Origin of the sequence: Propioniciclava sp. MC1683, assembly GCF_014164675.1 — a bacterium.
In the GTDB taxonomy this organism is placed as follows: domain Bacteria; phylum Actinomycetota; class Actinomycetes; order Propionibacteriales; family Propionibacteriaceae; genus Propioniciclava.
Window position 1 is genome coordinate 66410 of the sequence record NZ_JACJFX010000002.1, and the last position, 21355, is coordinate 87764.

Annotated in this window: 18 protein-coding genes; 14 read left to right on the forward strand and 4 right to left on the reverse strand. The window is 71.3% G+C overall.

Annotation, left to right across the window (positions count from 1 at the left end):
* Positions 1-94: 94 nt before the first annotated feature.
* The gene (locus H5397_RS02240; RefSeq protein WP_182814691.1) at positions 95-1417 is read left to right on the forward strand and encodes a cyclic 2,3-diphosphoglycerate synthase; all 1323 of its coding nucleotides are present in this window, start codon (positions 95-97) and stop codon (positions 1415-1417) included.
* A 3-nt stretch (positions 1418-1420) separates the two neighbouring features.
* Here the strand turns inward: H5397_RS02240 and H5397_RS02245 are convergent, their stop codons facing one another.
* The 4 genes from H5397_RS02245 to H5397_RS02260 all read right to left on the reverse strand — a co-directional run bounded on the left by H5397_RS02245 (position 1421) and on the right by H5397_RS02260 (position 8093).
* Complete coding sequence (locus tag H5397_RS02245; RefSeq protein ID WP_182814692.1) at positions 1421-6094, reverse strand: ATP-dependent helicase; 4674 nt, start codon at positions 6092-6094, stop codon at positions 1421-1423.
* Between the two features lie 114 nt (positions 6095-6208).
* Entirely contained in the window at positions 6209-7033 is an 825-nt protein-coding gene (locus tag H5397_RS02250; protein ID WP_182814693.1) for an aldo/keto reductase, read from the reverse strand.
* A complete protein-coding gene (locus tag H5397_RS02255; RefSeq protein ID WP_182814694.1) occupies positions 7030-7308 on the reverse strand; it encodes a hypothetical protein in 279 nt (92 codons plus the stop codon). Before H5397_RS02255 ends, H5397_RS02250 begins: the two co-directional genes overlap by 4 nt.
* Entirely contained in the window at positions 7305-8093 is a 789-nt protein-coding gene (locus H5397_RS02260; protein WP_182814695.1) for a phosphotransferase family protein, read from the reverse strand. The genes H5397_RS02255 and H5397_RS02260 overlap by 4 nt, the downstream gene beginning before the upstream one ends.
* A 170-nt stretch (positions 8094-8263) precedes the next feature.
* Between H5397_RS02260 and H5397_RS02265 the strand changes: the two genes are divergently transcribed.
* From H5397_RS02265 to H5397_RS02325, 13 genes are all read left to right on the forward strand, one after another.
* Complete coding sequence (locus H5397_RS02265; RefSeq protein ID WP_182814696.1) at positions 8264-9550, forward strand: NAD(P)/FAD-dependent oxidoreductase; 1287 nt, start codon at positions 8264-8266, stop codon at positions 9548-9550.
* A 16-nt stretch (positions 9551-9566) separates the two neighbouring features.
* Positions 9567-9884: a TusE/DsrC/DsvC family sulfur relay protein gene (locus H5397_RS02270; RefSeq protein WP_182814697.1), complete on the forward strand. Its 318-nt coding sequence runs from the start codon at positions 9567-9569 to the stop codon at positions 9882-9884.
* A gap of 9 nt (positions 9885-9893) precedes the next feature.
* Entirely contained in the window at positions 9894-10532 is a 639-nt protein-coding gene (locus H5397_RS02275) for a DsrE/DsrF/DrsH-like family protein (protein WP_243760824.1), read from the forward strand.
* Positions 10533-10553: 21 nt separating this feature from the next.
* A complete protein-coding gene (locus tag H5397_RS02280; protein ID WP_182814698.1) occupies positions 10554-11171 on the forward strand; it encodes a DUF4203 domain-containing protein in 618 nt (205 codons plus the stop codon).
* A 25-nt stretch (positions 11172-11196) separates the two neighbouring features.
* Positions 11197-13356, forward strand: coding sequence for an alpha/beta fold hydrolase (locus H5397_RS02285; RefSeq protein WP_182814699.1), 2160 nt, complete (start codon positions 11197-11199; stop codon positions 13354-13356).
* 231 nt (positions 13357-13587) lie between these two features.
* Positions 13588-14478 carry a hypothetical protein gene (locus H5397_RS02290; RefSeq protein ID WP_182814700.1) on the forward strand — a complete coding sequence of 297 codons (891 nt, stop codon included), beginning with the start codon at positions 13588-13590 and terminating at the stop codon, positions 14476-14478.
* Positions 14479-14480: 2 nt separating this feature from the next.
* Positions 14481-15398: a YhjD/YihY/BrkB family envelope integrity protein gene (locus tag H5397_RS02295; RefSeq protein WP_182814701.1), complete on the forward strand. Its 918-nt coding sequence runs from the start codon at positions 14481-14483 to the stop codon at positions 15396-15398.
* A 57-nt stretch (positions 15399-15455) separates the two neighbouring features.
* Positions 15456-16016 carry an HdeD family acid-resistance protein gene (locus H5397_RS02300; RefSeq protein ID WP_182814702.1) on the forward strand — a complete coding sequence of 187 codons (561 nt, stop codon included), beginning with the start codon at positions 15456-15458 and terminating at the stop codon, positions 16014-16016.
* A gap of 19 nt (positions 16017-16035) precedes the next feature.
* A complete protein-coding gene (locus H5397_RS02305) occupies positions 16036-16215 on the forward strand; it encodes a hypothetical protein (RefSeq protein WP_182814703.1) in 180 nt (59 codons plus the stop codon).
* Positions 16216-16225: 10 nt separating this feature from the next.
* Positions 16226-17665 carry a cardiolipin synthase gene (cls, locus tag H5397_RS02310; protein WP_182814704.1) on the forward strand — a complete coding sequence of 480 codons (1440 nt, stop codon included), beginning with the start codon at positions 16226-16228 and terminating at the stop codon, positions 17663-17665.
* 357 nt (positions 17666-18022) lie between these two features.
* Positions 18023-18232, forward strand: coding sequence for a hypothetical protein (locus H5397_RS02315; protein WP_208091025.1), 210 nt, complete (start codon positions 18023-18025; stop codon positions 18230-18232).
* 33 nt (positions 18233-18265) lie between these two features.
* Complete coding sequence (locus H5397_RS02320; protein ID WP_182814705.1) at positions 18266-19630, forward strand: M20/M25/M40 family metallo-hydrolase; 1365 nt, start codon at positions 18266-18268, stop codon at positions 19628-19630.
* On the forward strand, positions 19627-21192 hold the full coding sequence (locus H5397_RS02325) for a YfcC family protein (protein WP_182814706.1): 1566 nt from the start codon (positions 19627-19629) through the stop codon (positions 21190-21192). Before H5397_RS02320 ends, H5397_RS02325 begins: the two co-directional genes overlap by 4 nt.
* Positions 21193-21355: the final 163 nt, after the last annotated feature.

Sequence of the window (21355 nt, forward strand, 5' to 3'; positions counted from 1 at the left end):
ATCCGGCGCACCCGTCGCGGACGAGGCGGGCGCTGGCTAGCGTGGAGGTGACCGGGGGCAGCGACGCCGCCCGGACCGACCACGGGGGGACCTCATGAGTGATGTGCGCAGGACCGTGATCCTGGGCGCGGCGGGCCGCGACTTCCACAACTTCAACGTGCTGTACCGCGACGACGCGACCCGCGAGGTGGTGGCGTTCACCGCCACCCAGATCCCCGACATCGCCGGGCGCCGCTACCCGGCCGAGCTGGCCGGCGAGCGGTACCCGGGCGGCATCCCGATCGTGGACGAGGCCGACCTCGAGGACCTGATCGCCCGCGAGAACGTCGACGAGTGCGTGTTCTCCTACTCCGACATCGCGCACGCCGACGTCATGCACCTCGCCAGCCGCTGTATCGCCGCCGGCGCCGACTTCGTGCTGCCCGGCGGGGCGCCGTCCATGATCGCCTCGACCAAGCCGGTCATCAGCGTCTGCGCGGTGCGCACCGGCGTGGGCAAGTCGCAGACCTCGCGCTACCTGGTGAGGATCCTGCAGGAGCTGGGCAAGAAGGTCGTCTCGGTGCGGCACCCGATGCCCTACGGAGACCTCGCCAAGCAGGCCGTGCAGCGCTTCGCGTCGTACGCCGACCTCGACGCGCACGAGTGCACCATCGAGGAGCGCGAGGAGTACGAGCCGCACATCGACGCCGGCTTCGTCATCTACGCGGGCGTCGACTACGAGGCGATCCTGCGCCGGGCCGAGGAGGAGGCCGACGTCATCATGTGGGACGGCGGCAACAACGACCTGCCGTTCTACCGCCCCGACCTGCACATCGTGCTCGCCGACCCGCTGCGCCCCGGCGACGAGGCCGGCTACCACCCCGGCGAGGCGAACGTGCGCATGGCCGACCTGGTCATCATCAACAAGTGCGACGTGGCGTCGGAGGACGCGATCGCCCAGGTCGAGGCGTCCGTGCTCGGGCTGAACCCCGACGCGACCGTGATCCGCTGCGACTCGCCCGTCACCGTCGAGGACCCCGAGCTGGTCCGCGGCAAGCGCGCCCTCGTGATCGAGGACGGACCCACGCTCACCCACGGGTCGATGTCGTTCGGCGCGGGCGTGGTCGGGGCGAAGGCGGCCGGGGTCGCCGAGATCGTGGACCCGAGCCCGTACGCCGTGGCGTCGCTGGCGGCGACCTACGCGAAGTACCCCAACGCCCGCGGGATCCTGCCCGCGATGGGCTACGGCGACGCGCAGATCCGCGACCTGGAGGCGACCATCGACGCGGCCGACGCCGACGTGGTCGTCTCGGGCACGCCCATCGACCTCACCCGCGTGCTGTCGGTGAACAAGCCCATGACCCGGGCGCGCTACGAGCTGCGCGAGCAGCAGCCGGGCGTGTTGGCCGAGGCGGTTCGCAAGGCGATCGGCGGGTAGCGCTCAGCGGCGCAGCCGGACGCCCTTGGGCGTCTGGTGGAACCCCGCCGCCAGCAGCGCGTGCACGAACGGGTGGTCGGCGCCGAGTGAGGCGGCGCCGTCGACCTTCTCGACCGTGAGCGCGGCGACCCGGCCGCCGTGGATGAGGCCGGCGAGTGCCTCGGCGGTCCGGCGCAGCTGGTCGGGGTTGGTCGACCACGTGAGGGCCGTGCGCCCGCCGCGCTCGAGCCAGGCGACGAGCTGCCCGTCGTCGAGGACCACCAGCGCCCCCGCCTTCCGGCTCGGCCGGTGGTCGCCCGAGCCGGGCCAGGGCAGGGCCGCGCCGAACGGGTTCGCCGGGTCGGACGCCGCGAGCACCAGCGCGCCCCCTGCCGCGCCCCGACCGACGCCGCGGAGCCGGTCGATCGCGCCGGTGGTGGCGAACTGGGCCGCACCCAGACCCTCGACGAAGTAGCCGCGCCGGAGGCGTCCGGCGTCCTCGGCGGCGGAGTACACCTTGTAGACCCCCGCGAAGCCGCCCTCGATGCCCTCCGATTGCACCGCTCCGCGCGTGACCACCCCGTACCGGTCGAGCAGCAGTTCCGCCGTGAGCACCACCCGCTCGCCGGCGGCCCGCCCGTCGCCGACGGCCTGTGTTCCGGCCGCCCAAAGCCCGGGTTCCACCAGCGACCAGCGCCCGCCCACCGAGGGCGGGGCCGCGGCGCGGGGCAGCCGCAGCCGGGGGCGTCCGTACCGGGTGCGGGGAGCGGCGGCGCGGGCGCGGTGGGTGCTCGACCCGCCGCCGAGCCGCGCGCGCACCGGGGCGAGCGTGTCGTTGGTGACCAAGCCCTTCCAGACCAGCGACCACAGGGCATCGGACGCCGCCATCCCGCCCGGGTCGCCCACCGCGTCGGCCAGCGGGCCGAAGAAGGACGCCCCGCCGGCGGCGAGCGCGTCGACCAGGCCGCGCTCGAGGTCGCCCTCGGGCTCGGCGAGGACCGTGCCCAGCGGCCCGAGGTCGGTCGGCCACAGGGTGACCCAGCCGTCGGCGGCCGCCAGACCGCCCTGCCCGCGCCAGCCGACCTCGCCGGCGGCGCACAGCTCGTCGAGCATCGCCGGCGCGTAGTCGCGCACGCGCGCGGGCAGGATCAGGGTCTCGACCGCGGACGCGGGCAAGGCGACCCCGGCCAACTGCTCGACCACCCGCAGCACGCCGTCGACGCCGCGGTAGCCCCCGCCGACGCCCTGCCAGGCAGGGAGGAAGCGGGCGTAGTCCTCGGCGGGGACCGGCTCGACCTCGGCGCGCAGCGCCGCCACCGAGCGGCGCCGGATCAGGCGCAGCACCCCCGGGTCGACGAACTCCCGGTCGCTGGCACTGCGGGCACCCTGCCCGAAGTTGATCATGGTGGGGGTGAACTCGCCCTCCACGAGGCGTCCGTCGGCCACCAGCCGCCGCAGGCCCTGGACCGCGTGGGCCAGCGCCCAGCCGAACCGGACCGCGATCTCGTCGGCCGTGAACGGCAGGTGCGTGCGCGCGTAGCGCACCAGCAGGTCGCCGATCGGGTCGGGAACCGGGTCGGTGAAGGCCGCCGGCAGCCCCGGGGGCAGGGCCACGCCGAGGGCGTCGCGGAGGCGTCCGGCGTCCTCGGCAGCCGCCCAGCGACCCTCGTCGCCGGGCAGCCCGGCGGGCACCACCCGGCGCGCGGACTCCAGGTCGGCGAGCCAGCCCGGCACGGCGTCGGGGTCGGCCGATCGGGCCGCCAGCTCGGCCGTCGACAGCGGGCCGAGCACGCGCAGCAGGTCGGTGAGCTCGTCGGGGTCGCGCGCGCGGCGTCCGTCGGCGAGGTGCTGCAGCTCGGCGTACGTGCGGGACAGCGCGTCGGGGTCGAGCAGGTCGCGCAGGCTCAGGCCGTCGGACGTGCCGAGCAGCTCGGCGAGCAGGTCAGGGTCGAGCGACAGCGCGGCCGCGCGACGCTCGGCCAGCGGGGAGTCCCCCTCGTAGAGGAACTGGGCCACGTACCCGAACAGCAACGACTGCGCGAACGGGCTCGGGCGCCCGGTGGTGACCTCGACGACCTGCACCCGCCGGTCGCGGATGCGCCCCATCAGGTCGACCAGGGCGGGCAGGTCGAAGACGTCCTGCAGGCACTCGCGCACGGCCTCGAGCACGATCGGGAACGCCGGGTAGTTCGACGCCACCTCCAGCAGGGCTGCCGACCTTTGCCGCTGCTGCCACAAGGCCTGCCGGTGGCCGGGGCGCCGGTTGGGCAGCAGCAGCGCGCGGCCCGCGCACTCCCGGAACCGCGACGCGAACAGCGCCGAGCCGCCCACCAGCTCGGTGACGAGCGCGGTCACCTCCTCGGGGTCGAGGACGATGTGCTCCATGAGGTCGGGCGGCGCGGACGGGGCGCCCCACGCGTCGGCGTCGCCGGGGTCGGCGGTCGGGTCGGCGTAGCCCATGTCGGGCAGCCGCAGCACGATGCCGTCGTCGGCGTGCATCGCCTGCACGTCGACCCCATAGCGCTCGCGCAGCCGGGCGGCGATGGCCAGCGACCACGGCGCGTGCACCCGCGCACCCCACGGCGAGTGGATCACGATGCGCCAGTCGCCCAGCTCGTCGGTGAACCGCTCGACCACGATCGTGCGGTCGGTGGGTACCTGACCGGTCTGCTCGCGCTGCTCGGCCACGTACGTGAGCAGGTTGGACGCCGCGAGCTCGTCGAGCCCCGAGGCGACCAGCCGTTCGGCCGCACCCACGGCGTCCGAGGTGGACAGCTCGCGCACGAACGAACCGAGCGCCTCGCCCAGCTCGGCGGGGCGCCCGATGGTGTCGCCCTTCCAGAACGGCAGGCGGCCCGGCTGCCCCGGCGCGGGCGAGACGAGGACCTGATCGTGGGTGATGTCCTCGATGCGCCAGGTGCTGGTGCCCAGCGTGATGACGTCGCCGACGCGCGACTCGTAGACCATCTCCTCGTCGAGCTCGCCGACGCGGCGGCCGGGACCGTCGCCGGCGATGAACACGCCGAACAGCCCCCGGTCGGGGATGGTGCCGCCGTTGGTGACCGCGATGCGTTGTGCGCCGCGACGGCCGGTGAGGGTGTCCGTGACGCGGTCCCAGACGAGGCGGGGGCGCAGCTCGGCGAACTCCTCGGCCGGGTAGCGGCCGGCCAGCATGTCGAGCACCGCGTCGAGGACGCCGCGGGTCAGGGTCGCGAACGGGGCGGCCCTCCGCACGAGCTCGAGGAGGTCGGGGACGGACCACTCGTCGAGGGCCACCATCGCCACGACCTGCTGGGCGAGCACGTCGAGCGGGTTCGCCGGCACGTGCAGCTGCTCGATCGCCCCGGCGCGCATGCGGTCGACGATCACGCTCGTGGCGACGAGGTCGCCGCGGTACTTCGGGAAGAACACCCCCCGGCTGACTGCCCCGACCTGGTGGCCGGCGCGACCCACGCGTTGCAGGCCTGAGGCCACCGACGGGGGCGCCTCCACCTGGACGACGAGGTCGACCGCGCCCATGTCGATGCCCAGCTCGAGGCTGGAGGTGGCGACCACGGCGGGCAGGTGGCCTGCCTTGAGCGCCTCCTCGGTCTGCTTGCGCTGGTCGTGGGACACCGAGCCGTGGTGGGCCCGGGCAATCACCGGCACCGCTCCCGCGGACGCCCCGGCCTGGCCCATCACCTGCGCGGGCGCCTGCGCCGAGGGCTTGGGTTTCGCCTGCCCAAGGCTTGGGTTCTGGGTGCCCAGGGCTTGGGTCTCGGCGCGTTCGGCGGCGATCTCGTTCAGCCGGCCGGTGAGCCGCTCGGCCAGCCGGCGCGAGTTGGCGAAGACCAGCGTCGACCGGTGGGCTTCGACCAGGTCGACGATGCGTTCCTCCACGTGCGGCCAGATCGACGGCACCTGGCGCGGCCCGTCCTTGTCCTCGGGGGGCGGGGCGGCCAGCGAGGCCATGTCCTCGACCGGGACGACGACCCGCAGGTCCCACTGCTTCTCCGACGGCGGCTGCACCACCGACACCGGATGTCCCCCGGCCAGGAACCGCGCCACCTCCTCGATCGGGCGTACGGTCGCCGACAGCCCGATGCGCTGCGCGGGGGTGGGCAGGAGGGCGTCGAGGCGTTCGAGGGTGAGCGCGAGGTGGGCGCCGCGCTTGGTGCCAGCGACCGCGTGCACCTCGTCGATGATCACGGTCTCGACGCCGCGCAGCGCCTCGCGCGCCTGCGAGGTGAGCAGCAGGTACAGCGACTCGGGCGTGGTGATGAGGATGTCGTCGGGGTTGCGGGCGAACCGGCGGCGCTGGTCGGCCGGAGTGTCGCCCGAGCGGACGCCCACGGTCACCTCGGGCCGCGGCAGCCCCAGCCGATCGGCCGCGTGCCCGATGCCGACCAAGGGCGAGCGGAGGTTGCGCTCGACGTCGACCGCCAGCGCCTTCAGCGGCGAGATGTAGACGACGCGCGTGCCGGGCGGCCGCTCGGCCTCACCTCCCTGCCCCCGGGACAGCCGGTCGATCGCCCACAGGAACGCCGCCAGGGTCTTGCCCGAGCCGGTCGGGGCGACGACCAGCGTGTGCTCGCCGGCGCTGATGGCCGACCACGCCCCGGCCTGGGCGGCCGTGGGCGCGGTGAAGCTGCTGGAGAACCACGCCCGCGTGGCGGGCGAGAAGCGCTCCAGGACGTCGGCGCCGGGCTCGGTCGTCATGGTGGGGCCACTGTGCCACGCCGAACTGACGGTTTCTCTCCACAGGATCGGCGTCGTGGCCCCCGGCTGAGCGGTGCGATGGGGGGCGCCTTGCGATCCCGTGGAGGAAAACCGTCAGAAGCCGGCGGTGTCCGGGTTCGAGCCGACGCGGTTGCCGGCGTCGAGGCCGTCGATGCGGGCCATCGTGTCGGCGTCGAGTTCGAAGTCGAACACGGCGAAGTTCTCCTCGATGCGGGCCGGGGTCACCGACTTGGGCAGCACGATCAGGCCGTGCTGGAGGTGCCAGCGGATGATCACCTGCGCCACGGACCTGCCGAACGACGCGGCGATGTCCGCGAGCTCGCCGTTGCCGAGGTCGGCGCCGGAGCCGAGCGGGCTCCACGACTCGACCTTGATGCCCTTCTCCTCGCACAGCGTGCGCAGCGGGACCTGCGTGAACGTCGGGTGCACCTCGACCTGGTTGACCACGGGCACCTCGCCCGAGATCGCGTCGAGGTGGTGGGCGTGGAAGTTGCTCACGCCGATGCTGGTGGCCAGGCCCTCGGCCTTGAACTCCTGCAGGGCGTCCCAAGCCTCGATGTAGGCGTCGCCGTACTTGACGGTCGACGGCCAGTGGATGAGGTAGAGGTCCACGTGGTCGAGGCCGAGCTTCTCGAGGCTGGTCTCGATGGCGCGGCGGGCGTCGGCCTTCTGGTGGGCGTCGTTCCACAGCTTGGTGGTGACGTAGAGGTCCTCGCGGGCGACGCCGCCCTGCGCGATGGCACGGCCCACGCCCGCCTCGTTGCCGTAGATGGCGGCGGTGTCGATGTGCCGGTAGCCGGTCTCGAGCGCGTGCAGGACGGCGGGCGTGACGTCGGCGTCGGGCACCTGCCACGTGCCGAAGGCGAGCTGCGGGATCGTCGTGCCGTCGTGGAGCGTGATCTCGGGGACCAGGGTCATCCTGCTTCCTCTTCTCTCGTGAAGGAATTCATCATGCCGCGCAGCAGACCGTGCGCGTCGGGGTCGGACGCCGTGGGCCCGGCCAGCCAGCCGGGCGCGAACGGGGGCTGGGCGCGGCCGGACACGTGGCCCGCAGCCTCCTGCGGGTGGTGCTCGGCGTACCCGGGCTCGCGCGGGGGGATCGGCCCGGGGGCGGAAGGAGGGGTCCAGCCCGGGAGCGGGTGCTGGCAGTGGGGGCACGCGGGCGCGGGCACCGGGGGGTCGGGGTCGGTCACCAGCGGCGTCCGTTCGCCTTGACGCACGCGGCGAGCAGGGCCTCGGCGGCGGGGCTGAGCTCGGGCTGCGGGTAGCCGGGACAGCGACGCAGCTCGGCGACCGTGGCCATGAGCAGCGCGCACCGGGCGGGGTGGTCGAGGCCGGGCCAGGGCTGGCCCTCCGTGGGCGTGCGCCCACCGGCCGCCGCATAGCCGCCGACGAAGGCGAACCAGCTGGCGTCATCGAGCAGGCCTGTGCCCCAGAGTGCGGCCGGGCCGGCGAGGTCCCAGGCCGGGTCGCCGAGCCCGAGCGTGTGGGCTCCGGTGAGCAGCCAGGTCTCGGTGCCGGGGAGGCGGCCGAGCCGGCCGAGGTCGAAGGTGCCGTGCACGACGGCCACCCGGGTGGGTACGGGCCAGGACTGCAGCAGGTGCAGCCCCAGTTCGCGCAGGATGTCGGTGGAACCGCCCGGGTGGAGCGCGTCGGCCTCGGCGACGGCGGCCTCGAACTGAAGGCGTCCGCCGTGCTCGGGAAGGTCGTCGGGGACCGCCACCGCGTGCAGGCGGGCCAGGAGCGCGCCGGCCTCGTGCCAGGGCGCGGGCTGGTCCTCGGGCAGGGGGTCGGTGACGGGGGAGAGCGTGATGAGGCGGCCGTCGGGCGCCGGCACGGGGGTGGCGCTCAGCGGGGGAGCGTAGAGGTGCCGGATCGGGTCGGTGGACGCCGCGGCGAGCCGTGCGGCGAGGTCGGCGGCGACGGTGCCGGCGGGGTGCTTGCTGACGAGGACGTCGTCGACCACCTGCTGGCGCATGACCTCCACCCTAGGGCGTCGGCCGCTGTCAGGCGCCTGTTCGGGAGGAGCGCTGTCCACAGGATTGTGCACAGCTGGGGAAAACTACATGCGTGTGATTTACCACTTGTAGTGGAAGTACCCCTGGGGGTATATTCGAATCACCGAAAACTCGCACCCGAGGAGCCTCGATGAGGAGAATCGTCATCCTGGGTGGCGGTACCGCCGGCACGATGGTCGCCAACAAGCTGCGTGCCACCGAAACGCCCTCCGCCCTGCAGATCACCGTCGTCGACCGCGACGACGAGCACCACTACCAGCCGGGGTACCTGTTCATCCCGTTCGGCACCTACACCCGCGACCAGGTGGTGAAGCCGCGGCGCCGGTTCCTGCGCCCGGGAATCGACCTCGTCCTGGCCGAGATCGAGAAGGTGGACGCCGACGCCAAGGCCGTCCACCTCGCCGGCGAGCGCACGCTGGAGTACGACACGCTGATCATCGCGACCGGCGTCCAGCCGCGCCCCGACCAGACGCCGGGGGCCGACGGCCCGGGCGTCCACCACTTCTACGACCTCGAGGCGTCGCTGCGCCTGAAGGAGGCGCTGCGGGAGTTCCCGGGCGGGCGCCTGGTGGTCCACATCACCGAGATGCCGATCAAGTGCCCGGTCGCGCCGCTGGAGTTCACGTTCCTGGCCGACGCGTGGTTCCGCGAGCGCGGCACCCGGCGCAAGGTCGAGATCGTCTACGTCACCCCGCTGGACGGCGCGTTCACCAAGCCCGTGGCGTCCCGCGAACTGGGCGGCATGTTCGGCAAGCGCGACATCCACATGGAGACCGACTTCGCCGTCGAGAGCGTCGACACCGAGAACCAGGAGCTGGTCTCCTACGACGAGCGGCGCATCCCGTACGACCTGCTGGTGTCGATCCCGCTGAACATGGGCCCCGACTACATCGCGCGCTCGGGCCTCGGCGACGAGATGAACCTCGTGCCGTGCAACCAGCAGACCATGCAGAGCCTCGCGCACCCCGACGTCTTCGTCCTGGGCGACGGCGGCACGCTGCAGACGTCGAAGGCGGGCTCGGTGGCCCACTTCGCGGTCGACATCTTCATGGAGAACTGGCCGCACTACCTCGCCGGCGAGCCCCTGACGCACTCGTTCGACGGGCACGCGAACTGCTTCATCGAGACGGGCCACGGCAAGGGACTGCTGCTCGACTTCAACTACAAGACCCAGCCGTACACGGGGTCGTTCCCGTTGCCGGGCGTGGGGCCGATGGCGCTGCTGAAGGAGAACCGCGCCAACCACCTCGCGAAGCTCGCCTTCCGGGGCATCTACTGGGAGTTCCTGCTCAAGGGTCGCCCGCTGCCGTTCACCACCGACATGTACCTCATGGGCAAGAACGTCGAGGACGAGGCGTCCGGCACCTCCACCCCCGACCTCATCAAGGGCCTGGTCGGCCTGCGCCGTTCGCACTGAGACAAGGAGTACAACCATGCCCACCTGCCGCATCGGAGGGCGTCCGATCGACGTCAACGACGAGGGCTTCCTCACGGTCTACGACCAATGGGACGAGGAGCTCGCCCCCGTCCTGGCCGGATACGCCGGCATCGACGAGCTGACCGACGAGCACTGGAAGGTGCTCCGCTTCCTGCGCGAGGACTACCCCGCCCGCAAGGAGACCGCCACCCTGCGCCGCGTCACGGCCGTCGGTGGCTTCGACATGAAGGAGCTGTTCCGGCTGTTCCCCGGGAAGCCCGCCAAGAAGATGAGCTACATCGCCGGGCTGCCCAAGCCCAAGGGCTGTGTCTAGGAGACCACCGTGACCGAGATCCTCGAAACCCCGATCATCCCCGACTTCGGGGACAACAGGCCCGCCCAGGGCGCCACCCGCACCAAGGGGCGCGACGGCGACAGGACCGAGTGCCCGGTCGACGAGCCCCAGGAGCAGGCCGCGCCCGCGGCGTCCGGCTACAGCGGACCGCGCAAGATCTGCTTCATCGCCTCCAAGGGCAACCTCGACATGGCCTACCCGGCCCTGATCATGGCCAACGCCGCCCTCGGCGAGGGCATCGAAACCCACATCTTCTTCACGTTCTGGGGCTTCGACCTCGTCACGGAACGGACGATGGACGACCTGAAGTTCACCATGGTGGGCAACACGGCGATGCACCTGCCCCAGGCGCCCGGGATGTCGATGCCGCAGGTCATGGGCCTGCTCCCCGGCATGACGGGCATGGCCACGAAGATGATGAAGAAGCAGATGGACGACCTCGACATCCCGGGTGTCCGCGAGTTCCTCGACATCATCGTCGCCTCGGGGGGGCACCTGTGGGGCTGCAAGCTGACGTTCGACATGAACGGACTGGCCCGCACCGACCTCTACGATGGTGTCGAGGACGTCATCAGCGCGGCCGATTTCATCGAGCTGAGCGAGGGCGCCCAGGTCATATTCGTGTGAGTCCTCGGATCGGAGCGTCGGATGTCGCAGACCGTGCTGGGCATCCTGGCCATCGTGGCCGGGGCCGTGTTCTGCTTCCGCGGCTACCTGGCGCTCCGTTCCGTGATCGGCGTCTGGGGAGCGTTCGTCGGCTTCGGCCTGGGCGCCGCCCTCGTCGCTTTGCTCACCGGGGAACCGCCCCTGGCCGGGCTGCTCGGCTGGGCGGGGGCCATCGTGGGCGCCCTGCTGCTGGGCGGGTTGGCGTACACCTTCTACGCGGTGGCGGTCATCCTCACCATGGGGTCGGTCGGGTACGCGCTGGGCAGCGGCGCCGCGGCCCTGTTCACGGCCACGCCGTGGGTGGTCGTCGTGGCCGGCCTCGTCGGGGCGGCGATCCTGGTGGTCATCGCCCTGGCCGCCAACATGCCGGCGCTCCTGTTGATCCTGGTGGCGGCGGTCGGCGGGGCCTCGGCGATCGTGGCCGGCATCGCCCTGCTGATGGGCGTGCTGCCGTTGTCGGGCGCCGAACCGGACACCCTGGCCCAGGCCCTCTCCGAGCACTGGTGGCTGAACGTGGCCTACCTCGTCCTGCTGGTCGTCGGCATCGTGACCCAACTCCGGCACCGGTCCACCGCCGACCTGCGCGCCAGCTACCGGTGAGCGCAGCACGGAGGGTCACCCGGCGATGACGACGATCGACGACCTGCGCCTGTACGTGCGCCACGACGAGGGCGAGGGCCCCGTCATCGTGCTGCTGCACGGCATCAACAGCAACGCGGCTTGCTGGCGGACCGTGATCGACACCATCGGCCCTGAGTACCGGGTCATCGCGCCCGACCTGCTGGGGTTCGGTGAGTCGCCCAAGCCCGACATCGAGTACACGGCCGACCAGCACACGGCCGTGCTGGACGCCACGCTGCGCGACCTCGGCGTCACCGAGCGGTTCGTCCTGGTCGGCTACTCGATGGGCGGCAACGTCGCGATCCGGTACGCCGCCACGCACCCCGACCGACTGCGCCGGCTGTTCCTGTTGGCGGCACCCTTCTACCCGCCGCCGGAGGTGTACTCGCGGGCGTCGTTCGGCTGGCACTACGTCCAGGCGAGCTTCTACCAGTGGCTGTGGCGCTTCATCGGCCGGCAGAAGGAGCGGGACACGCTCCTGTTCGGGGCGGCGTCCGGGCCGCTGCAGGCACAGATGGGCGGGTTCCTCAAGACCGACGACGTCTCGGCGCACTGGGATCGCATGCGGCGCAACCTCGACAACACCATCGCCCGGGCCACGTTCGTCGACGACCTGCCGCGGCTGACCATGCCGACGGTGTTCGCGCTGGGCGTCCGCGACCCGATCGTCCGCCCCGACCAGACCCTGGCGCTCAAGCGCATCAAGCCCGCCCTCGAGATCCGCCGCATCGTCGGGCTCACGGCTGACCACATGCTCCTCGACAAGGCGCCCGACACGGTGGCCCGCGAGATCCTCGCCGACGAGGTGCGCCGCCTGCACGTGCGCTTCCACGAGGGTTCGGGCGACCCGGTCGTGCTGCTGCCCGGCCTCGAGGACGGACGCCCCTGGCTGCCCGTCGCCAAGCGTCTCGCCGGGCGGCGCGAGGTCGTCGTGCTGGACGCCCTGGGCTTCGGCGATTCGCCCCGCCCGTTGTCGGGGCACTACACCCTCGAGGACCACGCCGCGGCCGTCCTGGCCACCGTCTCCGGGCTGTTCGGCGCCACCCCGGTCACGCTCGTGGGCCAAGGGTTCGGCGGCAGCGTCGCGCTGGCCTGCGCGGCGTCCGCCCCGGCCCACGTGCGCGAGGTCGTGGCGTTCTCTCCGGCGCTGGTGGATCCGCGGACGGCGGGGGCCGACCAGCGCGCCGACCCGGCCGTCGCCCGGCTGCTCGCGGCCCGGGAGACCTACGCCGACCTGGCCCGCGACGAGCGCGCCCAGCGCCGGTCGAGCGAGCGGCTCGAGGCCGAGGTCGTGCCGGCGTTGCGCGGCATGGACGCCGTGCTGACGACGGACGCCGAGGCACTCCTCGCCCGCCAGACCGGCCCCGTCACGCTGGTCCTGCCGGCGGCGGACGCCATCACCCCCCGGGATTGGCTCCTCGAGCGTGCCCACGCGGAGCCGGGGGCGACCATCGTCGAGGTCGACGGCGCCGAGCGCTTCCCCTACCGGGCCCCGGACGCTGCCGCGGCGATCGTCCTGGGCGAGCCCGTCCCCGCGGCCCCGACCGAACGGGACGTCGCGCCGATCGCCCCCTCGGACGGGACGATCGGCCTGGCCCGCCGCCTGCTCGGCGGCGCGAACGCGCAGCTGGTGCGCCACGGCGTCCTGGCCCTGGTCGGCGGGCTCTTGCTCCTGCTGCTGCCGGTGACCCTCCCGGTGCGGGTGGTCGTGTGGGGCTTCGCGGTGTGGCTGCTCATCGAGGCCATCCAGACGATCGTGGGGGCCGTCGGCCTGCGGCGCGGGGGCGCCGGGTGGCTGGCCTGGCTGCTGATCGGCGCGGTGAGCCTGCTTTTCGCCGGCCTGCTGGTCGTGCAGGACGCCCTCGCCGTCGGCGTGCTGACCTGGGCGTTGGCGGGCTGGGCGCTGGTACGCGGGGCGTCCGCGCTGTTCGCCGCGTGGAAGGCGCCGCGCGTGCCGGGGCATCGCGCCTGGCTCGTCGCCGAGGGGATCCTCGCCCTCGCCGTCGGCGTCCTGCTGCCGACCGTGCCGGGGTTCGGCGCTCGGCTACTGCGCTGGGTGCTGGGGGCTTACCTGACGGCGTCCGGAGTGGCGACGCTGGCGATCGCCTGGTCGGTGCACCGCGCCACGGTGCGCCGGGTGCGAACCTACCTGGACGACACCTGACCGCCGCGCCCCGGGTGGGCGGTACCCCGCGACACCCGGATGGCGTCGCGCCTGCTCTCCACGCCGAGCTCGGCACGCCCTCGCGCAACGGTTCGGCGAGCCGGGGAGCCACCCTCCGCGGGTGATGCCCCCGGGGCCCGATGGTGGAAAAGTCATGCGGCACGGCTGGTACGGCCGCGCCACCGGCTCGGCCGGTTCGTGTCGTCGTTGGTGTCGTCGGAGGAACGCCTCATGCCCCAGAACATCCCCCTTGCCGTCGCGCTGATGGTGGTCTCTTCCCTGCTCATCGCGATCGCGGCCACCGTGCAGCACAGTGAGGTGGGCCAACAGGGCGGGTCCGGTGCGAAGACGGAGCTCAGCGGCGACCAGTTCCGGTCGCTCATCCGCTCGCCGCGCTGGTGGTTGGGCCTGGCCGCGAACGGCGCCGGCGCCCTCGTCGCCATCGGAGCCCTCATGCTGGCCCCGGTCACGATCACCCAGCCGCTGGCCGTGTTGGCCGTGCCGTGGACGGTGCTGCTGACGAGCCGGCTGAGCCGGCAGCCGGTCTCGCCGGTCACCTGGCGTGCCGTGGCGATCACCATCGCCGGGACCGTCGGTTTCGCGTTGCTGGCCATCTGGCAGGGGCCCGACCGCGAGGAGTTCGTCGAGACCGGACTCATCGCCGGCACCATCATCGGGTATGCGGTGGCGGCAGGCATCGCCCTGCTGGGGCGCTTCGGCCCCACCCGCCTGCGCAGCCTGGCCTGGGCGTCCGCCGGCGCGGCCATCTTCGGGTTCGAGGCCGGCGTCGTCAAGGCGCTCGGGGAGTACGTGGGCCGGGGGGAGTGGCGCGGGTCGGTGGTCTTCTGGGTTCTCGCCGCCCTGGTCCTCATCGGCGCCCTCATCGGCACCGCGTTCGTCCAGCAGGGCTACGCCACCGGCGCAGCGGAGTCGGTCGTCGGGGCCGTGAACGTCGTCGGGCCACTCGCCTCGGTCGTCTTCGGCGTCGCGGTGCTCGGCGAGGGCGTCAACTACACCGCCCTCGGCGTGGCCCTCATGCTGGTCAGCGCGGCTGTGTCCATGAGCGGCGTCGCCCTGCTCTCCCGCCACACGAGCGCGGCGCCGGTCAGCGCGGCGTCCTGACCGTGAAGGTGGTCGAGGCCGTCCTGGCGTGGCCGTTCGTCGCCCACGGCGTCCGGGCGGTGCAGCGGTTCCTCGGCCGGTTCGGCATCCAGTTCGCCGCGGCGATCACGTACTTCTCGGTGTTGTCGATGGTGCCGATCCTGATGGTCGCGTTCGCGGCGTTGGGCCTGACGGCGACCATCCTGAGGCCCAACCTCGCCGACCTCGTCCGCGCCTGGCTCGTCGCGAACCTCGACGTGGACGCCGGCGGCGTGCTCGGCGACCAGGTGGCCACCGTCATCGACCAGGCCTTCCACAGCTGGCAGGCCGTCGGCCTCGTCGGCCTCGCCGGTGCCGCCTGGGCGGGCGCCAAGTGGGTGATGCACCTGCAGGTCGGCGTCCGCGTGCAGCTCCGGCCGGCCTTCGAGGTTCAGCCGGACGAGGCGGACCTCGACGTCGGCCAGGGTGCGGTGGGGTTCCTGCGGCAGATGGCGCGCGAACTCGGCATCCTGTTCGGGCTGTTCCTCCTCGTCCTGCTCACCATGCTGGCCAGCAGCATGGCGACGTCGCTCCGTTCCTTCGTCGGTCGGCTCCTGGCCGTGGCCGGTGTGCCGGTCCCCGAGGTCGGGTCGGCCCTGGCGTCGTTGGTCGTCACGGCGGGCGGTGGGTTCGCCCTGTTCTGGTTCCTGTTCACCGTGATGCCCGAGGAGCGGGTTCCGGTGCGCGTGCGCGCGCAGGGCGCGGCCATCGGGTCGCTCGGCCTGGTGGCGCTCGAGTACGCCGCCACCTTCCTGCTGGGATCGTTCGCCGACAGCGCGGCCGTGGCCGTCTTCGGCAGCGTCATCGTGCTGATGCTGTTCCTCAACCTCTTCGCCAGCCTCGTCCTGGTCGTCGCCGCGTGGATCGCCACCCATCCTGGACAGATCACCCCGTGCGGGTGATTCCCCAGCGACGACGGGCACCCAGACTGAGACCATCGCGTCGCAGAAAGGACTCCCATGTCGACGACCACCAGCACCACCACCCCGGTCGCCAAGCGCACCGCGTGGGACGTCATCCTCGGCCTGCTGCTCGTCGCGGCCGGCATCGTCCTCCTCGGGAACGCCGTCTGGGCCACGGCCTTCCAGGTGCTTGTCATCGGCTGGACCAACCTGATCTCGGGCGTCGTGCTGCTCATCGGCTCCCTGTTCCGGATCCGCTCGGGCGGGTTCTTCTCGGCCGTCCTCGGCGGGGCCTTCCTGACCGTGATGGGCCTGTTCATCCTGCGCAACCCGGTGGTCGGTGCCCTGGCGCTGACCTTGGCGGCCGGCATGGCGTTCTTCGCCGCCGGCCTGACGCGCATGGTGTGGGCGTTCCGGGAGAGCGAGGGCAAGGTGGTGCTCTTCATCAGCGGGCTGGTCTCGCTGGGCCTGGGGTTCTACGTACTGTTCAACCTCGGAACCGCCACCCTCATGCTGCTCGGAACGCTGTTGGCCGTCCAGACGCTGCTCGAGGGACTCACGCTCATCGCCGTCGGCAGGGTCCGCCCGGGCAAGCCCGGCGCGGACCCCACTGCCTGACCCCCGAAGGATCCCCGCCGTGCAAAGGATCAGCGCCGCCGACGTGGTCGACGTCTTCGTGTATGTGCTGGCCTTCGGGGACAGCGTCCGCCTGGGTAGCTTCTTCGCCGTGACCGGGCTCATCCTGGTCCTGCTGCTGGCCCGATCGGCCGTTCGACGCCTGCTCATGCCCGAGGCGTCCACGGACGTGCTGGTCTGAAGCGGAAACGATGGACCTGACACTCTGGTTGCTGATCGACGCCGTGCTGCTGGCCTACTGGGTCGCCGTGGTCGTGTTCATCGTCAGCGAGGACCGCAACCCCACGGCGGCCCTGGCGTGGCTGCTCGTCCTGATCGCGCTGCCCGTGCTCGGCCTGGTCGTCTACTTCTTCTTCGGGCGCAACTGGCCCGAGATCACGCAGCGGTCACCCGAGACCCGGCGCGTCCGGGAGGCGGTGGGGCGGTTCATGCCCACCGTGTACCGACCCCACCGGTCGCGGGCCCGCGCCCTCGCGTCGGACGAGGACCGGCCCTGGGTGCGGCGGAACATCCATCTCGTCGAGCACAAGCTGGCGACCCCTCCGCTGCCGGTGCGCACGTGCGACTTCCACGGCAACGGCGAGGAATACTTCGACGTCCTCCTCGCCGACCTGGCCGGGGCGCAGCGCTTCATTCACATGAGCTACTTCATCTGGAAGCAGGACGCGCTCACCGCACGCATCACCGAGGTGTTGCTCGACCGGCTCGCGGCCGGCGTCGAGGTGCGCATCCTCAACGACTTCTTGGGCTGCCTGAGACACCCCAAGGACGAGATGAAGCGCCTGGCCGAGGCCGGGGCCATCGTGAAGGCGGACGTGACGGGCCTCGCCCGGCTGAACTACCGCAACCACCGCAAGATCACGGTCGTGGACGCCGAGATCGGCCACACCGGCGGCTTCAACGTCGCGCAGGAGTACATCGACGGCGGCAAGCGGTTCCCGGGGTGGCGCGACACCGGCATGCGGATCACCGGCCCCGGCGTGGCGGACCTGGAGAAGCTCTTCGACATCCGGTGGCTGGAGGCGCACGGGGAGGACCTGTTCGACGCGCGCTACTACCCCGACCCGTCGCTGCCCAGCGGGGACATCATGGTGCACACCGTCCACCACGGCTACGACGACCCCTGGCACACGCTGACCCGCTCCTACCAGCTCGCCATCTCGGGCGCGCGGGACCGCGTCCTGCTCCAGTCCCCTTACTTCGTCCCCGACCAGAGCACGCTGGACGCCCTCGTCAACGCCGCGGCGGGGGGCGTCCGGGTCGACCTGATGACGACGTCCTGGATCGACAAGAAGATCCCGTGGTGGGCCGCGGAGTCCTTCTTCGAACCGTTCCTGGCCGCCGGCGGCCGCATCTGGCAATGGGAGAAGGGGTTCTTCCACGCAAAGTCGCTGACCATCGACGGCACGGCGTGCGCGGTCGGCACGCTCAACCTCGACATCCGCAGCCTGCGTATCAACAAGGAGCTGATGGTCTGGGTCTACGACCCCGAGGTCGCGGCCCGACACGAGCAGTTGTTCCTCGACGACCTGCGCGACTGCCGGGAACTCACCCTCGACGAGGTCCGGTCGTGGGGTCGCGGACGCCGCCTGCGCAATTCGGCGTCCCGGCTCTTCTCGAACCTGCTGTGAAGGGGGGGTGTCCCTATGTTTCTCGTCAAGCTGCGAGGGGTTGTGGCGTCGGGTTGGGGGCCCGGTAGGGCTCGCGGTTTCTGAGCATGGCGAACAGGACATCGACTCGGCGCCGGGAGAGGCTTCTAGTTTCATTGACGGTAGATCGGGTCTTGGCCGAGGCTCGGTTCAGGTGTCCGGGGTGGTCGCTCTCGTTTGCGGCTGTCCACGATGAAGGCGCGTGTGACTCTCATTTGGACTGCGCTGCCCCGGTCACCGACGACGGGCGGGAGAGGCTCAAGAAGGGAATGCTCTGCTCGTAGAAGCGGTGCCCTCCCATGCCCGAAACCTCATTGGACAAGGGGAAGGGGGCACATCATGAGTCAGGACATGCCACGGGTCGTGATCGGGATGGATCCGCACAAGCGGACGGCCACCATCGAGGTGATGACCGCCGACGAGATCATCGTTGGTGGAGGCCAGTTCACCACCGACACCGACGGCTACACCGCGATGCGGGACTACGGCCGGCAATGGCCCGAGAGGGTGTGCCAGGTTCGACCATTCCTCACCCCCTTCGGGGGATGATCAGCGCGCACGCAGCGTGGGACCCTGAGCGGCATGACAATACCGTCCAACCTCACCGAAGCGGTCGCCGCGCTCATGCCGGGGTTGAAGGATGATCTTGCCCGGCTGGTCGCCATCCCGTCCGTTTCCGAGTGGGGTTACCCCCCACACACCCGGCCCGCGATCCTGGCAGCACACGACGCCGTGGTGGACCTGCTCCGCGACGCCGGTGTCAGGGACATCCGGGATCTCGAGCTCCCCGGAACCGCGCCCATCATCACCGGAACCATCCCCGGCCCGGAAGGGTCTCCCACCGTCCTGCTCTACAGCCACTACGACATCGTCGGGGCCGGTGACGAGGCGGAGTGGACCTCGCCGCCGTTCGAGGCTACCGAGCGTGACGGCGCCATCTTCGGAAGGGGGGCGGCCGACACCAAGGCCAACGTCCTGGTTCATGTCGGCGCACTGCGTGCCTGGGGTGGCAGACCGCCGGTGACCATCAAGGTGCTGATCGAGGGCCAGGAGGAGGTCGGCAGTCCGCTCGAGGAGGGATTCCCGTCGCGGCATCCCGAGCACTTCCGCGCCGATGCCATCCTCATCGCCGACGGTGGCAGTATCCGGGCAGGGCAGCCGTCGCTGACCGTGTCCCTGCGCGGCGACGCCCGCATCACCGTCGAGGTTCGCACCTTGGCCGGTGGCAAGCACTCCGGGCAATACGGTGGCGCCGCCCCGGACGCCCTGATCGTGTTGCTGCGAGCCCTGACGACGCTCTGGGACGACCACGGCAACGTCGCCGTGGCAGGCCTGCGCCGCGAAGAGTGGCCTGGCGAGACGTACACCGACGAGGAGTTCCGGGCGCTGGCCGAGATCGAGCCCGGCCTGTCGATCGTGGGGACCGGCGGTCTCGGCTCGAAGATCTGGAGCGGACCCGCCATCACCGTCCTGGGGATCGACGCTCCCGCAGTAGACGGCGCACCGGCGTCGGTCCAGGCGCAGGCGCGGGCGCTCCTCAACGTGCGCGTCCACCCGGAGCAACCCGCTGCGGAGGCGCAGGCCGCCGTGGTCGCTCACCTGGCGGCTCAGCGACCCTTCGGGGTCCCCCTCACCATCACCGCCGGGGCGACGGGTGACGGCTTTCGCACGTCGCCGACCGGGGCGGCCGGGGACGCCATGGTGGCAGCCATGGACGCCGCGTGGTCGGGCACGACCGTACAGACCGCCACGGGAGGGGCGATCCCGCTGGTCAAGGCCATCGCCGACGCCATCCCCGAAGCAGCGATCTTCGTCTTCGGTGCTACCGACAGCTTCGCCAATATCCACGGGCCCGACGAGCGTGTGCTCATCGACGAGTGGCGCAGGGCCACCCTCGCCGAGGCCCTGTTCTTCCACGAGATTGCAGAGAGGTGGGCAGTGCGATGACCCCCGATGAGATGACCATCGACCAAAAGGCAGCGGATCCCTCAGTCGAGCCGGCTGAGGAGAAGAAGAGTGCCTTCCCTTCAGCATTGAGCATTCTGGTCGGGGTGATCGTGGCGGTCTGGCTCGCCGCCTTCTTCATCCCTTCGGGCGAGTATGAGTTCGACGTCGACGGGCGTCCCGTGCCGGGCTCCTACCATGAGGTGCCGTCCCCGCTCGACACAGCCGAACGGATCCAGGACCTGCTGCTGTCGCCGATCAACGGTCTGTACGGCATCCAGAATGCGGCCGGACACGTGGGGCCGTTCAACAGCGGCGTGCTGTTCGGCTCGGCGCAGGTTTTCCTGTTCATCCTCGCCATCGGCGGTTTCATGACGGTGGTGTTCGCCACCGGAGCCATGGACCGCGGAATCTCGCTGCTCGCCTTCCGGCTGCGTGCCCGCGGGGACGTGCTCATCATCGTGCTGAGCATCCTGTTCGCTCTGCTGGGCTCGGTGATGACCTGGTCCGACGAACAACTCGGGTTCTACGCATTGGTGGTCCCACTGATGCTCGCGTTGCGCTATGACCGGTTGGTGGCGGTCGCGGTCCTGGGGGTGGCACCCTCGATGGGGGTGATCGGCTCCACGGTCACCCCCTTCCGCATCGGCATCGGTTCCGACGCCGCCGGGATCTCCATCGGCGACGGCATCGTCTTGCGCTTGGTGACGCTCGTGGTTGTCACCACCGTGATGATTGTCTACACGCTGCGCTACGCCCGGCGGGTGAAGGCCGATCCGGAGGCGTCCCTCGTCGGCATTTCTGCGATCGACGCCGAGGTGGCGCGCAGCGCCGACTCCGCCGTCATCGAACCCCTCACGACGCGGCAGAAGATCGTCCTGGCCTTGACAGCCTTCGCCTTCCTGCTGCTCGCCTTCTCGATCGTGCCCTGGGGTTCGATCCTGAACAACACCGCCGTCGACCCGGTCACGCACGAGACCCTGGTCAACCCGTTCCCGTGGGAGCTGGGCTGGTGGCTGCCGGAGCTGACCGCGATGTTCATGGTGATGGCGCTCATCGCCGGCCTCGTGGGTGGGCTGGGCGAGGCGGGGATCAGCAAGCACTTCATGAAGGGGATTGTGGACTTCACCGGTCCCGCGTTCCTGGTGGCGTTCGCGCGCGCGGTGGCGGTGATCCTGACCAACACCCAGACCCTCGACACAGTGCTCAACGCCATGGAGGGTTTCGTGGCGGGCCGCAGCGAGATCGTCTTCACCCTGTTGCTTGCGGTGATCTCCCTACCGCTGGGATTCCTCGTCGGGGCCGGTTCAGCCGGCATGGCGTTGGTGATGCCGATCCTCGCACCACTGGCGGACTTCGCTGGCGTGGACCGTTCCCTCGTGGTGACGATCTACAGTTCTTTCGGCGGCTGGCTGTCGATGATGATGCCCACCAATGCAATCCTGATGGCCTCCCTGGTCCTGGCGAAAGTGCGCTTCGACACCTACCTCAAGTGGCTGCTGCCCTTGGCCGGGATCATCCTGGGGATTCTGATTGTCTTCAGCGTGATCGGTGCGTTGCTCTGATCTGAGCCAGCGGCGCGGCATTCAGGCTGGACGTTGCCGCGTCCCCCAAGAGGAGCCTTTCGTGGGGCTTGCTTGCTGCTGTTGTCCGGGCGGGCCGAAAGTGAGAACCGGCGACGCCCACGCCGGCGATTCTGCGAGCACCGTCGGCGGGACAAACCGCGAG